Source organism: Sphingomonas sp. Xoc002 (assembly GCF_050408055.1).
Classification (GTDB): Bacteria; Pseudomonadota; Alphaproteobacteria; order Sphingomonadales; family Sphingomonadaceae; genus Sphingomonas; species Sphingomonas yabuuchiae.
The window spans coordinates 2,560,949-2,574,134 of the sequence record NZ_CP191175.1 but is presented as its reverse complement, the minus strand read 5'-3'; the positions used below and the strand labels follow the sequence as shown (position 1 = coordinate 2,574,134).

Annotated in this window: 10 protein-coding genes; 4 read left to right on the top strand and 6 right to left on the bottom strand. The window is 65.2% G+C overall.

Features of this window, described 5'->3' with window-relative positions; translation table 11 throughout:
• The first annotated feature begins 3 nt into the window (after positions 1 to 3).
• A complete protein-coding gene (rplS, locus tag ACQR50_RS11570; protein ID WP_042483560.1) occupies positions 4 to 396 on the top strand; it encodes a 50S ribosomal protein L19 in 393 nt (130 codons plus the stop codon).
• Between the two features lie 124 nt (positions 397 to 520).
• Here rplS and ACQR50_RS11565 read toward each other — a convergent pair whose 3' ends face one another.
• From ACQR50_RS11565 to ACQR50_RS11540, 6 genes are all read right to left on the bottom strand, one after another.
• On the bottom strand, positions 521 to 1,162 hold the full coding sequence (locus ACQR50_RS11565) for a peptidylprolyl isomerase (RefSeq protein ID WP_428968435.1): 642 nt from the start codon (positions 1,160 to 1,162) through the stop codon (positions 521 to 523).
• A gap of 53 nt (positions 1,163 to 1,215) precedes the next feature.
• On the bottom strand, positions 1,216 to 2,355 hold the full coding sequence (locus tag ACQR50_RS11560) for a hypothetical protein (protein ID WP_428968434.1): 1,140 nt from the start codon (positions 2,353 to 2,355) through the stop codon (positions 1,216 to 1,218).
• 138 nt (positions 2,356 to 2,493) lie between these two features.
• The gene (gene rpoD, locus ACQR50_RS11555; protein WP_428968433.1) at positions 2,494 to 4,521 is read right to left on the bottom strand and encodes an RNA polymerase sigma factor RpoD; all 2,028 of its coding nucleotides are present in this window, start codon (positions 4,519 to 4,521) and stop codon (positions 2,494 to 2,496) included.
• Positions 4,522 to 4,663: 142 nt separating this feature from the next.
• Entirely contained in the window at positions 4,664 to 6,511 is a 1,848-nt protein-coding gene (dnaG, locus tag ACQR50_RS11550) for a DNA primase (protein ID WP_428968432.1), read from the bottom strand.
• Positions 6,512 to 6,524: 13 nt separating this feature from the next.
• Positions 6,525 to 7,199 (bottom strand): endonuclease domain-containing protein, encoded by a 675-nt coding sequence (locus ACQR50_RS11545; protein ID WP_428968431.1) that lies wholly within the window; start codon positions 7,197 to 7,199, stop codon positions 6,525 to 6,527.
• Positions 7,200 to 7,222: 23 nt separating this feature from the next.
• Positions 7,223 to 7,675 carry a GatB/YqeY domain-containing protein gene (locus tag ACQR50_RS11540; protein WP_058733516.1) on the bottom strand — a complete coding sequence of 151 codons (453 nt, stop codon included), beginning with the start codon at positions 7,673 to 7,675 and terminating at the stop codon, positions 7,223 to 7,225.
• Positions 7,676 to 7,815: 140 nt separating this feature from the next.
• Between ACQR50_RS11540 and carA the strand changes: the two genes are divergently transcribed.
• From carA to greA, 3 genes are all read left to right on the top strand, one after another.
• Positions 7,816 to 9,006 (top strand): glutamine-hydrolyzing carbamoyl-phosphate synthase small subunit, encoded by a 1,191-nt coding sequence (gene carA, locus ACQR50_RS11535; RefSeq protein WP_428968430.1) that lies wholly within the window; start codon positions 7,816 to 7,818, stop codon positions 9,004 to 9,006.
• 273 nt (positions 9,007 to 9,279) lie between these two features.
• Positions 9,280 to 12,612, top strand: a complete 3,333-nt coding sequence (gene carB, locus ACQR50_RS11530; RefSeq protein ID WP_428968429.1) for a carbamoyl-phosphate synthase large subunit — start codon at positions 9,280 to 9,282, stop codon at positions 12,610 to 12,612.
• 94 nt (positions 12,613 to 12,706) lie between these two features.
• Positions 12,707 to 13,183 (top strand): transcription elongation factor GreA, encoded by a 477-nt coding sequence (gene greA / locus ACQR50_RS11525; protein WP_042483476.1) that lies wholly within the window; start codon positions 12,707 to 12,709, stop codon positions 13,181 to 13,183.
• Positions 13,184 to 13,186 lie beyond the last annotated feature (3 nt).

Below are 13,186 nucleotides of genomic sequence, written 5' to 3'. Positions count from 1 at the left end.
GTCATGAACGTGATCCAGCAGATCGAAGCTGAGCAGATCGCCAAGTTCAACGAGACGAAGAAGATCCCGGAATTCCGCCCCGGCGACACGCTGAAGGTCGGTGTGAAGGTCGTCGAAGGCGAGCGCACCCGCGTCCAGTTCTATGAGGGCGTCTGCATCGCCCGCTCGAACAAGGGCATGGGCTCGTCGTTCACCGTCCGCAAGATCTCCTTCGGTGAGGGCGTGGAACGCGTCTTCCCGCTCTACTCGCCGAACGTCGACTCGATCGAAGTGGTTCGTCGCGGCGCCGTGCGTCGTGCGAAGCTCTATTACCTGCGTGGTCGCACCGGCAAGTCGGCGCGTATCGCCGAGCGTCGCGATCCGCGTCCGGCCAAGGGCACCGCAGCCGCCGAGTAATCGGCGCGGCGGACCGTCCAGCGGTTCGACAGGGAAGGGGCGGTGGCACCACGCGGTGCCGCCGCCCTTTTTCTTTGCGCGGGCCCAACCCCGCTCAGGCGGAACGGGGTGCGTGAGGACGCGCTCACCCCCCGAAATTGTACAGCCACATCTTGGGCTCCTTGGTCGGCTGCGGCTTACCGTCCAGTCGCTTGGCGTTGATCAGGGTGACGGGTTTGAAGATCATCTGCCCCTTCATCGCGTCCTGCCCACCGCCCGAGGGCTTGGCGAGGATCTTCTTCACCGTGTCCATCCCCGCGACCACGCGCCCGAACGCGGCATAGCCGTCATAGCCCGGTCGCGCGTCCATGCCGGGCGTCGGCCCGACGGTGATGAAGAAATTGCCGCCCGCCGAGGACGGCGTCGTCCCCCGCGCCATCGAGATCGTGGCGTCGAGATGCTTGATCCCGGTCTGGCTCGTCTTCTCCAGCGGGAAGGGGGGCAGGATGCGCCGCGCATCGGTGCGGATGCCGCCCTGTACGAAGCCCTTTTTCGGGTCGCGCTTGTCCCGTGCCGCGCGGTAGAAGCTGGTGCCGTCGAACCGGCCGTCATCGACATAGGCGAGGAAGTTCTTCGACGTCGCAGGCGCATGGCGCGTGTCGAGCGCGACGACGATCGGTCCCTCCGACGTGTTGAGCTGCACCCGGATGGTGCCGGGGCGGGGGACATTCTGGTTGGCGGGGGCGGCTGCGATCAGCAGGGCGAGAAACGGCAACGCATACTTCATGGCGCCCATCCTAGCGACTGCCACGGCCGATGTCATTTGCCCGAAGCCCTGCATCACGGCGCTGGCGACATGGCACCCCAGCCGTTCAGCGCAGGCACCAGGTCGCCCGGTAAGGCCCTCAGCCGTGCGGCGAGGATCGGGGCAAGGAGCGGATGGCCGCGAACCTCGTCCAGGAAGCGTGCATCATACCCCCGGCGCCGGAATGCGGGTTGCAGCTCCACCAGTGCCTCTCCGCCATAAGGATCGTCGCGCAGCACGGCATAGCTTTGTGCGGTGAGGGCGACGTCGCGCGTGCAAAGCCCCAGTTGCTTGCGCAACTTAACGGTCGGGCCGATCCGGACACGCCGGTCCTGCGGCTCGGTGATCGGGTATAGCGGGGCAGCGGCAGCCTTGGCCTCTGCCGTCCGGCCGAGTTGCTGAAGCGCACAGGCGCGTATCCAGGCGAACTGGCGGTCGCTGCCCCTGATCCGAACGTCGCCTGAGAAGATGCCGCCGGGGGCCTGGAAGCGCGCCTCGACCGCATCGATCGCGGCCAGCGCCGCGGCGGGGCGGTGCAGGTCGAGCAGTACCGATGCCCGGCTGGCCTCAAGGTTGAGCTTCGCACGGTCGTTCCCCAGTGGCGGGATAGCGGCTTCCAGAACGTCCAGCGTGCCCTGGCTGTCGCCGCGAACGTCCCGGGCCTTGGCCAGCCATTGCGACATCGCCGCCCAATGGATCGACCAGAACGAGTTGCCCTGTTGTGGTTCGGCGATGCGGGCGTCCTCCATCAACCGGGTCGCCTCCGCGACCTGTCCCGCCGCCAGCAGGGCATCGGCCAATTGGAAGGTCGGGCGAAGACGCGGGCGGACGACCGAGGCGATCGCGCTGTCCGCCTGCTTGGTACGCCCCTTTGCGAAGACGGCCCTCGCATCCGCGACCAAGGCCTCGCGCAAGCCGGTAAGCGAGGGGCCAGCCCATGTCAGCAGCTGTGGCCAGATGGCGGCGAGGCGACGGTCGGCCAGCACGGCAAGGGCGTGGTCGATAGAATCGATATCGACCACGCTTTCGCCATCGGCCGCGCGGATCGTCACCGTCGCATGGGTCGGCGATAGCGGGCGGAATGTCGCCTCGCCGACAAAGGCCTGCCTGATTGGCGCTATCGGCGCAGGGCTCTGCACGACCGCGGCCGCCGACAGAAAAAATGCGATCATCATGGCCCATATCCCCCTGGGTCGCAGGATGGCCCGATCGCCGTCGGCCGCGCAACCCCGGCTGACGTGCGATCCCTGAAAAGCAAAAAGGCCGCCGATCCTGCGACCGGCGACCCCTTTGGTGATCCTCGCGACCCGACCTTACTGGTCGAGGAAGCTGCGCATCTTGCGGCTGCGGCTGGGATGCTTCAGCTTGCGGAGCGCCTTGGCTTCGATCTGGCGGATGCGTTCGCGGGTGACCGAGAATTGCTGGCCGACCTCTTCCAGCGTGTGGTCGGTGTTCATGCCGATGCCGAAGCGCATGCGCAGCACGCGCTCTTCGCGCGGGGTCAGCGAGGCGAGGACGCGGGTGACCGTTTCCTTGAGGTTCGCCTGGATCGCCGCGTCGACCGGGATGACCGCGTTCTTGTCCTCGATGAAGTCGCCGAGGTGCGAATCCTCTTCGTCGCCGATCGGCGTTTCGAGGCTGATCGGCTCCTTGGCGATCTTCATCACCTTGCGGACCTTCTCCAGCGGCATGGAGAGGCGTTCGGCCATCTCTTCCGGGGTCGGCTCGCGGCCCTGCTCGTGCAGGAACTGGCGGCTGGTACGGACCAGCTTGTTGATCGTCTCGATCATATGGACCGGGATGCGGATGGTCCGCGCCTGATCGGCGATCGAGCGGGTGATCGCCTGACGGATCCACCAGGTGGCGTAGGTCGAGAACTTGTAACCACGGCGATATTCGAACTTATCGACGGCCTTCATCAGGCCAATATTGCCCTCCTGGATCAGGTCCAGGAATTGCAGGCCGCGATTGGTGTATTTCTTGGCGATGGAGATGACGAGACGCAGATTGGCCTCGACCATTTCCTTCTTGGCGATACGCGCCTCGCGCTCGCCCTTCTGCACCATGTTCACGATGCGGCGGAATTCGGTCAGCGCCATGCCGGTCTGCTGCGAGATGTCGGCGATCTCGCTGCGGATGCGGTCGACGGTGGCGGCTTCGTTGGTGGCGAAGTTGCCCCACTTCTTGTCGACGCCGCGCACGGTATCGAGCCAGTTCTCGTCCAGCTCGTGACCCAGATAGCGGTCGAGGAAGTCCTTGCGGTTGACCTTGTGCCGCTCGGCCAGGCGCAGCATCTGGCCGCCCAGCGCGGTCAGGCGGCGGTTATAGGCGTAAAGCTGATCGACCAGGAATTCGATCTTGGCGTTGTGGAACTGGACGCTCTCGACCTCGGCGGTCAGCTCTTCGCGCAGCTTGTGGTATTTGCGCTCCTCCGCCGACGACAGCTCGCCGCCCAGCGCCATGGACTCCAGGCGCTGCTGCTGGATCTTCGAGAATTTCTTGTAGATCGCGGTGATGTTGGCGAATTTCTCCAGCGCCTGCGGCTTGAGCGTCTCCTCCATCTGGGCGAGGGACAGGGTGTTGTCCTCTTCCTCGTCCTCGGCGCGCGGCCCGCGGCGTTCGCCGCCCTCGCCATCCTCGTCATCGACCGAGGGTTCCTCGGGCTCTTCTTCTTCCTTGAACTGGGGACCGGCATTCTTGGCGCTGATCTCGCCATTGTCGTCCTCGTCCTCCTCGCCCAGATTTTCCGGGCCGGCATCCTTGGACAGCATGGCGTCGAGATCGAGGATCTCGCGCAGCTGCATCGTGCCTTCGTTCAGAGCGGTCGACCAGTCGATGATCGCGTTGAAGGTGATCGGGCTTTCGCACAGCCCCAGGATCATCGTATCGCGACCCGCCTCGATCCGCTTGGCGATGGCGATCTCGCCCTCGCGGCTGAGCAGCTCGACCGCGCCCATTTCGCGCAGGTACATGCGGACCGGATCGTCGGTGCGATCGACGGTTTCCTTCTTCTTCGCCTCGGGCTGCGGGCCGCCATCGGCGTCGCCGTCCGTGGTCTCGGCGTCGTCGGCCTCTTCCTCGGACTCGCCGTCCTCGCCCTGTTCCTCATTCTCGACGATATTGACGCCCATCTCGTTGAGGGCGGCCATGATATCCTCGAGCTGGTCGGAGGACATCTGGTCCTGCGGCAGCGCTTCGTTCAGCTGGTCGTACGTGATGTAGCCGCGCTTCTTGGCGCGCGCGATCAGCTTCTTGATCGACGCCTCGTTCAGGTCGATCAGCGGCGCATCGCCCGTTTCCGTGGTATCGGTCGTATCCGCCGCCATATTCGCCTTCGCCATCAAATGCCCTCAGGGTTCCGTGCCCGGCCTCTGTCACACCGCTCGCAGGTGATGCAAGCGGGTGAGGGGGCCATGCGTAATTTTCCAGTGCGGGCGTAGGTCGCCCAATATGTCCCGGATATGGGGCGGGAGAGGTGCTGTATCAAGCGGCCTCCCCGGCTTGCTTCTCGGCCAGATCGCGCGCCGCCTCCAGCCAGCGATAGAGTTCGTCGCGCGATTGCGCATGCGCCGCATGGCACCGCGTCTGCTCGGCGAAGCGATCCTCGGTCATGTCGGTCTGGAACGCCTGCACCGCGCGTTCGCGGTTCGCGCGTGTCTCGCTTTCCTCCAGCATGACCTCGATGATCTTTTCCAGATCGCGGACCGCAATGGCCGGATCACTGGTCTTGCTGAAGAAGCTGAACGCCAGGTCGCGGGTATAGTCGCGCGCGTCGATCGGATGGACGTCGGTCGTCGCCATGATCTGTTCGATCAGGCTTTCCGCCTCTGCCGCATCCTTGCGCGACAGATGCGGATCGTTGACCGCCGCGTCGAGCAGGTGATGCCGCCAGTCGTTGAGATAGCGGTCGCCCATGTCCAACCGGCTGATCTCGTCCATGTACCGGCACAGGACATGCGGATAGCGCATCAGACCCAACAGGACCGCGCGCTTCAGGCTGTATTCGACGCCCCGCCCGACATGACGATTGGCCTCGGCCACCGCCTGATGCACCGCCGCCGCATTGACCCGCCGGATGCCGAAGATGTCGAAATAGCGCGACATCATCGCGCGCTTATACTCGTAGGCCAGATCCTTGTGCGGGATCTGCTGCGCCAGTTCCTCCAGCCGCTGTTTCAGTGCGGCGCGGCCTTCGGGCGTGTCGGTCTGGGCCTGGCCGATCTCCGACTGCCAGAGCAGGTCGCTGAGCGGCGTGGCGCGGGTGAGCACCGCCTCGAACCCCGCCGCACCCTTTTCCTGGACCAGATCGTCGGGGTCCTGGCCCTGGGGCAAGGTGACGAAGGACAGGCTCTTGCCCGGCTGGAGCAGCGGCAGCGCGCGGTGCGCGGCGCGGATGGCGGCCTTCTGGCCCGCCGCATCGCCGTCGAAGCAGAGCGTCGGCACATCGACCATCCGCCACAGCCGTTCCAGCTGATGCTCGGTCAGCGCGGTGCCGAGCGGCGCGACGGCTTCCTCGATCCCGGCCTGGGCGAGGGCGATCACGTCCATATAACCCTCGACCACCAGCACCCGGCCGGACTTGCGCACGGCGGGGGCGGCACGGTCGAGATTGTAGAGGGTGCGGCCCTTGTCGAAGAGCGGGGTGTCGGGCGAGTTCAGATATTTCGGCTCGCCGTCGCCGATGATCCGGCCGCCGAACGCGATCACCCGGCCGCGCGCGTCGCGGATCGGGATCATCAAGCGGCCACGGAACCGGTCATACGGGTCCTTGCCGTCGACCTTGATCAGCAGCCCGCACTCGATCAGCGCCGGGTCGCCATAATCCTTGAGCGCCGCCTTCAGCTTGCCCCTACTGTCGGGCGCGAAGCCCAAGCCGAAGGCGCGCGCCGTCTCCGGCGTAACCCGGCGGCGGGTCAGCAATTCGCGCGCTTCACCGCCCGACAGACCGCCCAACTGTTCGGAGAACCACGCGGCGGCATCGGCCATCGCGTCGTGCAGGCCCTTGGCGCGCTCGGCCTTTTGGGCGGCGCGACGGTCCTGCTCGGGCATGTCGAGCCCGGCGACCTGTGCCAGCTCCTTGACCGCATCGATGAAGGGCAGCCCGCGCTGGTCGGTCATCCAGCGAATGGCATCGCCATGCGCCGAACAGCCGAAACAGTGGTAAAAGCCCTTGTCGTCGTTGACGTAGAAGCTGGGCGTCTTTTCGTTATGGAAAGGGCAGCAGCCCTTATATTCCCGGCCCGCCTTTTGCAGCTTCACCGTCTTGCCGATCAACGCCGACAGACTGGTCCGAGCGCGTAGCTCGTCAAGGAATTGCGGGGTCAGGCTCATGGCGTCCGCGTGATTATAATTGGTAGCGGGATGGGGGTGTTTTGGCAAGGGGTGGGGTGGGGAGGATGGTCCGGGTTTGCCCTCCCCTCGATCCCCTCCCGCTTGCGGGAGGGGAGGCGCATTTGGCGAAGGACAGTTCTCTCTGCTGAGCGTTACAGGCTCCCCTTCCGCAGGCGGGAGGGGTTGGGGGAGGGCTTTTCCGCAAGCGTGCGCTCGATGGTTGCAACGACGCCCTCCAGATTGTGCAGAACGTCGTGTTCCAGAAGCGGATGACACGCCAGCCCTGGGCTTCGAGATAACGGGTGCGGGCTTCGTCGTAGGCGGCTTGAGTGCCATGCTGGCCGCCATCGACCTCGACGATCAGCTTTTCCGACCGGGCGGCGAAGTCGGCGATGTAGGGAACGACTGGCACTTGGCGGTTGAAGCGGATGCCTGCGACTTGGCGTCTCGATAAGGCCCGCCACAATCGCCGTTCCGCGTCGGTCGGATTGAGGCGCAGTTCGCGCGCCTGTTTCGTGGGCCGGTTTTCGCGGAAAGGTCGGGGGCCCTCCCCTCGGTCCCCTCCCGCCTGCGGGAGGGGATGCGCTCGGGGCAGAGGACTGTCCTCTCCGCGAAGCGAAACAGGCTCCCCTCCCGCAGGCGGGAGGGGCTGGGGGAGGGGACTCCGCTCGCGATCAAAACGATCCATGCCCCCAAACTCCCCACCTCACATCACGCCAAAGCCGCCTTCACCAACCCGCTGGCCTTGCTCATATCCAGCACCGCCGCATGCCGCGCCTTCAGCTCGGCCATCACCCGGCCCATGTCCTTCATGCCGCTCGCCCCGATCTCCGCCTTGATCGCCTCGATCGCGGCCTTCGTTTCGTCCTCGGTCAGCGTCTGCGGCAGGAAGCGTTCGATCACCGCGACCTCGGCCTTTTCGGCGTCGGCCAGTTCCTGACGGCCGCCCTGTTCGTACATGGCGATCGATTCGCGGCGCTGCTTCACCATCTTCTGGAGCACTTCGATCACGACCATGTCGTCGTCGGCAGGCGCGTCGCCGGTACGGAGTTCGATGTCGCGGTTCTTGATGGCGGCCTGGATCAGGCTGATCGCCGCGCGGCTTTCCTTGTCGCCCGCTTTCATGGCGGCCACCTGCGCGGCCTTGATGTCGTCGCGAATCATGTTTTTTCCGTCTTGTCTGAAAGGCGGGGACGTTAGCCGATGGAACCAATTCCGTGAACCGGTTGACGCGAACGCCCGATGGCCCTAGCGGACGCCACTTAGCGACATTGCAGACATTTTAGCAGGAGTGCCCGCCGATCATGGCCGACGCCAAGCCATTCGCCATGCCCGAAAAGCCTGAAGGCGCCACGGGCGTTCTCGTTCTGGCGAACGGAGACGTGTTATGGGGGCGCGGTTTCGGCGTCGAGGGTGATGCCGTCGGAGAGGTGTGTTTCCACACCGCGATGACCGGCTATCAGGAGATCATGACCGACCCGTCCTTCGCGGGCCAGATCATCACCTTCACCTTCCCGCATATCGGCAATGTGGGCGCGAACCCCGACGATATCGAGGCGGACGCGCCGCACGCGCTGGGCATGATCGTCCGCGAGGACCCGACCGCCCCGTCCAACTTCCGCGCGATGGAAAACCTCGCCGGATGGATGGCGCGGCACAACCGCATCGGCCTGGCGGGCATCGACACTCGCGCGCTGACCCGCCGCATCCGGGCCGCCGGCGCGCCCAACGGCGTGATCGCGCATTCGGCTTCGGGTGAGTTCGACATTGCCGCACTGCTCGAAAAGGCGAAGGCCTGGCCGGGGCTGGAAGGCATGGACCTGGCGAAGGACGTGTCGACCGAGCTGCACTACGGCTGGGGCGAGACGCGCGAGGGCGGGTTGTGGCGGCTGGGCTTCGGCTATGCCGGTGCCGAGGGCGAGGATCGCCCGCACGTCGTCGCGATCGATTATGGCAGCAAGCACAACATCTTCCGCAACCTGGTTCAGGCCGGTGCGAAGGTGTCGGTGGTCCCAGCCACCGCTTCGTTCGAAGACGTGATGGCGCTGAACCCGGACGGCATCTTCCTGTCCAACGGCCCGGGCGATCCGGCGGCGACGGGCGAATACACCGTGCCGGTGATCCGCCAGCTGCTCGACACCGGCAAGCCGCTGTTCGGCATCTGCCTAGGCCACCAGCTTCTGGGTCTGGCGGTCGGCGCCAAGACCACCAAGATGCACCAGGGGCACCGCGGCGCGAACCACCCGGTCAAGCGCCTGTCCGACGGCCTGGTCGAGATCACCAGCATGAACCACGGCTTCGCGGTCGAGCGCGAGACGCTGCCCGCGAACGCGCGCGAGACTCATGTGTCTCTGTTCGACGGGTCGAATGCGGGTCTGGAACTAACCGACCGCCCGGCCTTCTCGGTCCAGTACCACCCCGAAGCCTCGCCGGGGCCGCAGGACAGCTTCTATCTGTTCGAGCGGTTCGTGGGGTCGCTGAGAAAAGAAGCGTGAGCGCAATGTTCGCCATTGCGGTTTACCTCCAAGCGGTAGCGGTTTCCGACACCGCTTTGGCGAAGGTTTCGCAAGGCGAACTAAACGCGATTAGCGCTCAATGCGGTACTCCTGAACGATGGCTTCGTGCGCGACGCAAAGGTGGAGTCATATTCCGCCCGTCGCAAACGGCCAAGTTTGAGCAAGTAGAATGCTTGATCCGAAAGTTGCGTCCGACCGGCGCAACGAAGATCGGCTACATCGGTAACGACGCCTACAGGGCTGGAAAATAATATGCCAAAACGCACCGACATCTCCTCCATCCTCGTTATCGGCGCTGGTCCGATCGTCATCGGTCAGGCGTGCGAGTTCGACTATTCGGGCACGCAGGCGATCAAGGCCCTGAAGGAAGAGGGCTATCGCATCGTCCTGGTCAATTCGAACCCGGCGACGATCATGACGGACCCCGAACTGGCCGACGCGACCTATGTCGAGCCGATCACGCCTGCGGTCGTCGCCAAGATCATCGAGAAGGAACGCCCCGATGCGGTCCTGCCGACCATGGGCGGCCAGACTGCGCTGAACACCGCGCTGGCGCTGTTCCATGACGGCACGCTGGAGAAGTTCGGCGTCCAGATGATCGGCGCCGATGCCGAGGCGATCGATAAGGCCGAGGACCGTCAGAAGTTCAAGGTCGCGATGGAGAAGATCGGGCTGGAATCGGCTCGCTCGGCCATCGCGCATACCGAGGCGGAGGCGCTGGCGGGGCTGGAGAAGGTCGGCCTGCCCGCCATTATCCGCCCCAGCTTCACGTTGGGCGGCACCGGCGGCGGCGTCGCATACAACCGCGAGGAGTTCATCGCGATCGTCCGCGCCGGGCTCGACGCCTCGCCGACGACCGAGGTGCTGATCGAGGAATCGCTCCTCGGTTGGAAGGAATATGAGATGGAGGTCGTGCGCGATCGCAACGACAATTCCATCATCATCTGCTCGATCGAGAATATCGATCCGATGGGCGTCCATACCGGCGACTCGATCACCGTCGCGCCCGCGCTGACCCTGACCGACAAGGAATATCAGATCATGCGCAACGCCAGCCTGGCGGTGCTGCGTGAGATCGGCGTGGAGACCGGCGGCTCAAACGTGCAGTTCGCGGTCAATCCGAAGGACGGTCGCCTGATCGTCATCGAGATGAACCCGCGCGTGTCGCGCTCATCCGCGCTGGCGTCGAAGGCGACCGGCTTCCCGATCGCCAAGGTCGCGGCCAAGCTGGCGGTCGGCTATACGCTGGACGAGATCGAGAACGACATCACCGGCGCGACCCCGGCCTCGTTCGAACCGACGATCGACTATGTCGTCACCAAGATCCCGCGCTTCGCCTTCGAGAAGTTCAAGGGTTCGGAGCCGGTGCTGTCGACCGCGATGAAGTCGGTCGGCGAGGTCATGGCGATCGGCCGCAACATCCACGAGTCCATGCAGAAGGCGCTGCGCGGTCTGGAGACGGGTCTCAGCGGCTTCAACGATGTCGAGCATCTGGTCGGCGCGCCGCGCGCCGAGATCGAGGCCGCGCTGGCCAAGGCGACTCCCGACCGGCTGCTGGTCGCGGCGCAGGCGCTGCGCGAAGGCTTCACCGTCGCCGAAGTCCATGCGATCGCGAAGTACGATCCCTGGTTCCTGGAGCGGATCGCCGAGATCGTCGCGGCCGAAGCGGAAGTCATGGCAAACGGCCTGCCGCAGGATGCGGCGGGGATGCGCCGCCTGAAGGCGATGGGCTTCTCCGACAAGCGCCTCGCTTATCTGGCGCTGCAATCGGCGAACCTGCGCGGCATGGATCGGGGCATCGCGCGTGGGTCCGGCCTGATCCACGAGGTCGTCAAGATGATGACCGGCGGCGTCACCGAGCAGGAGGTGCGCGAGCATCGCCAGAAGCTGGGCGTGCGTCCGGTCTTCAAGCGGATCGACACCTGCGCGGCCGAGTTCGACGCCAAGACGCCGTATATGTACTCGACCTACGAAGCCCCGACCTTCGGCGAGCCCGAGGACGAGGCGGTGCCCAGCGATCGGAAGAAGATCGTCATCCTGGGCGGCGGTCCGAACCGGATCGGGCAAGGCATCGAGTTCGACTATTGCTGCTGCCACGCCTGCTTCGCGCTGGCGGATGCGGGCTATGAGACGATCATGATCAACTGCAACCCGGAAACGGTCAGCACCGACTATGACACCTCGGACCGGCTCTATTTCGAGCCGCTGACCGCCGAGGACGTGCTGGCCATTCTCGATGTCGAGAAGTCGAAGGGCGAGCTGATCGGCGTGATCGTGCAGTTCGGCGGCCAGACTCCGCTGAACCTCGCCCGCGCGCTGGAATCGGCGGGTATCCCGATCCTGGGCACCAGCCCCGACGCGATCGACCTGGCCGAGGACCGCGAGCAGTTCGCCGCACTCGTCGACAAGCTGAAGCTGCACCAGCCCAAGAACGGCATCGCGCGCAGCCGCGAGGAAGCGCTGATCGTCGCCGAGCGCGTCGGCTATCCGGTGCTGATGCGCCCCAGCTTCGTGCTGGGCGGCCGCGCCATGGAGATCGTCGACGGACCCCAGCAGCTGGAGGATTATATCCAGACGGCGGTGCAGGTGTCGGGCGACGCCCCGGTGCTGATCGACCAGTATCTGCGCGACGCGATCGAAGTGGACGTGGACGCGATCTGCGACGGTGACCAGGTCGTCGTGGCGGGCGTGCTCCAGCATATCGAGGAAGCGGGCGTCCATTCGGGCGACTCGGCCTGCTCGCTGCCGCCCTACAGCCTGTCGGCCGAGATCATCGCCGAGATCGAGCGTCAGGCGGAAGCATTGGCGCGCGGCCTGAACGTGCGTGGTCTGATGAACATCCAGTTCGCGGTGAAGGACGGCACGGTCTATCTGATCGAGGTCAACCCGCGCGCCAGCCGCACCGTGCCCTTCGTCGCCAAGGCGATCGGCACCCCCATCGCCAAAATCGCCGCGCGCGTCATGGCGGGCGAGAAGCTGGCCGACCTGCCGCCGATCGATCGCCACATCGACTATTATGCGGTCAAGGAAGCGGTCTTCCCCTTCGCGCGCTTCCCCGGTGTCGATCCGGTGCTGTCGCCCGAAATGAAGTCCACGGGCGAAGTCATGGGTATCGACCCCGACTTCACCACCGCCTTCGCCAAGTCGCAGCTGGGGGCGGGCACCGTCCTGCCGACCGAAGGCGCGGTCTTCATCAGCGTCAAGGACGGCGACAAGGAACAGATCGTTCCCGCCGCCCGGATGCTGTCGGAAGCGGGCTTCGCGATCGTCGCCACGGGGGGCACCGCCGATTATCTCGACCGTGCAGGCGTCACGGTCGAGAAGATCAACAAGGTGGCGCAAGGGCGGCCGCATATCGTCGACCGGATCAAGGACGGCGGCATCACCCTGATCTTCAACACGACCGAGGGATGGCAGAGCCTGAAGGACTCCAAGCCGATCCGCGAAGCCGCGCTCGGCCAGAAGATTCCCTACTTCACCACGGCGCCCGCCAGCGTCGAGGCGGCGAAGGCGATTGCGGCGTCGGCGACCCGTGGTCTTGAAGTACGTCCCCTGCAATCCTACTATTCCCGTTCGCACAACTGATCCCGACATGAGAACATGATGTGCTGGCGGGCCGCTCTCCCGGTTTGGGAGGGCGGTCCGTACCGGGAATGCGTAAGAATTGGGGACTAGGAATATGGCGACCGTCGAAAAGATGCCGATGCTCCAGGAGGGCTATGACAAGCTCACCCAGGACCTGCGGCGTCTGAAAGAAGAGCGGCCGCTGATCGTCGACGCGATCGAGGAAGCGCGTGCACACGGCGACCTGTCCGAAAACGCCGAATATCATGCGGCCAAGGAACGGCAGGGTCAGGTCGAGGCGACGATCGCCGACATCGAGGACAAGCTGAGCCGTGCGCAGATCATCGACCCGAAGGATCTGTCGGGCGACAAGATCGTGTTCGGTGCGACCGTCACGCTGCTCGACGAGGACGACAAGCCGGTCAAGTATCAGATTGTCGGCCAGACCGAGGCGGACGCCAAGACCGGCCGCATCAGCTACAACTCGCCGCTCGGCCGTGCGCTGATCGGGCGCAAGCTGGACGAAGAGGTCGAGGTGACGGTGCCGTCGGGCGACCGTTATTACGTCGTCAGCAAGATCGAGTTCATCTGACCC

Bases quoted from the DNA above. Each gene is read 5' to 3' on its own strand.
- rplS (WP_042483560.1), top strand. From the start codon at position 4: ATGAACGTGATCCAGCAGATCGAAGCTGAGCAGATCGCCAAGTTCAAC.
- ACQR50_RS11565 (WP_428968435.1), bottom strand. From the start codon at position 1,162: ATGAAGTATGCGTTGCCGTTTCTCGCCCTGCTGATCGCAGCCGCCCCC.
- ACQR50_RS11560 (WP_428968434.1), bottom strand. From the start codon at position 2,355: ATGATGATCGCATTTTTTCTGTCGGCGGCCGCGGTCGTGCAGAGCCCT.
- rpoD (WP_428968433.1), bottom strand. From the start codon at position 4,521: ATGGCGAAGGCGAATATGGCGGCGGATACGACCGATACCACGGAAACG.
- dnaG (WP_428968432.1), bottom strand. From the start codon at position 6,511: ATGAGCCTGACCCCGCAATTCCTTGACGAGCTACGCGCTCGGACCAGT.
- ACQR50_RS11545 (WP_428968431.1), bottom strand. From the start codon at position 7,199: ATGGATCGTTTTGATCGCGAGCGGAGTCCCCTCCCCCAGCCCCTCCCG.
- ACQR50_RS11540 (WP_058733516.1), bottom strand. From the start codon at position 7,675: ATGATTCGCGACGACATCAAGGCCGCGCAGGTGGCCGCCATGAAAGCG.
- carA (WP_428968430.1), top strand. From the start codon at position 7,816: ATGGCCGACGCCAAGCCATTCGCCATGCCCGAAAAGCCTGAAGGCGCC.
- carB (WP_428968429.1), top strand. From the start codon at position 9,280: ATGCCAAAACGCACCGACATCTCCTCCATCCTCGTTATCGGCGCTGGT.
- greA (WP_042483476.1), top strand. From the start codon at position 12,707: ATGGCGACCGTCGAAAAGATGCCGATGCTCCAGGAGGGCTATGACAAG.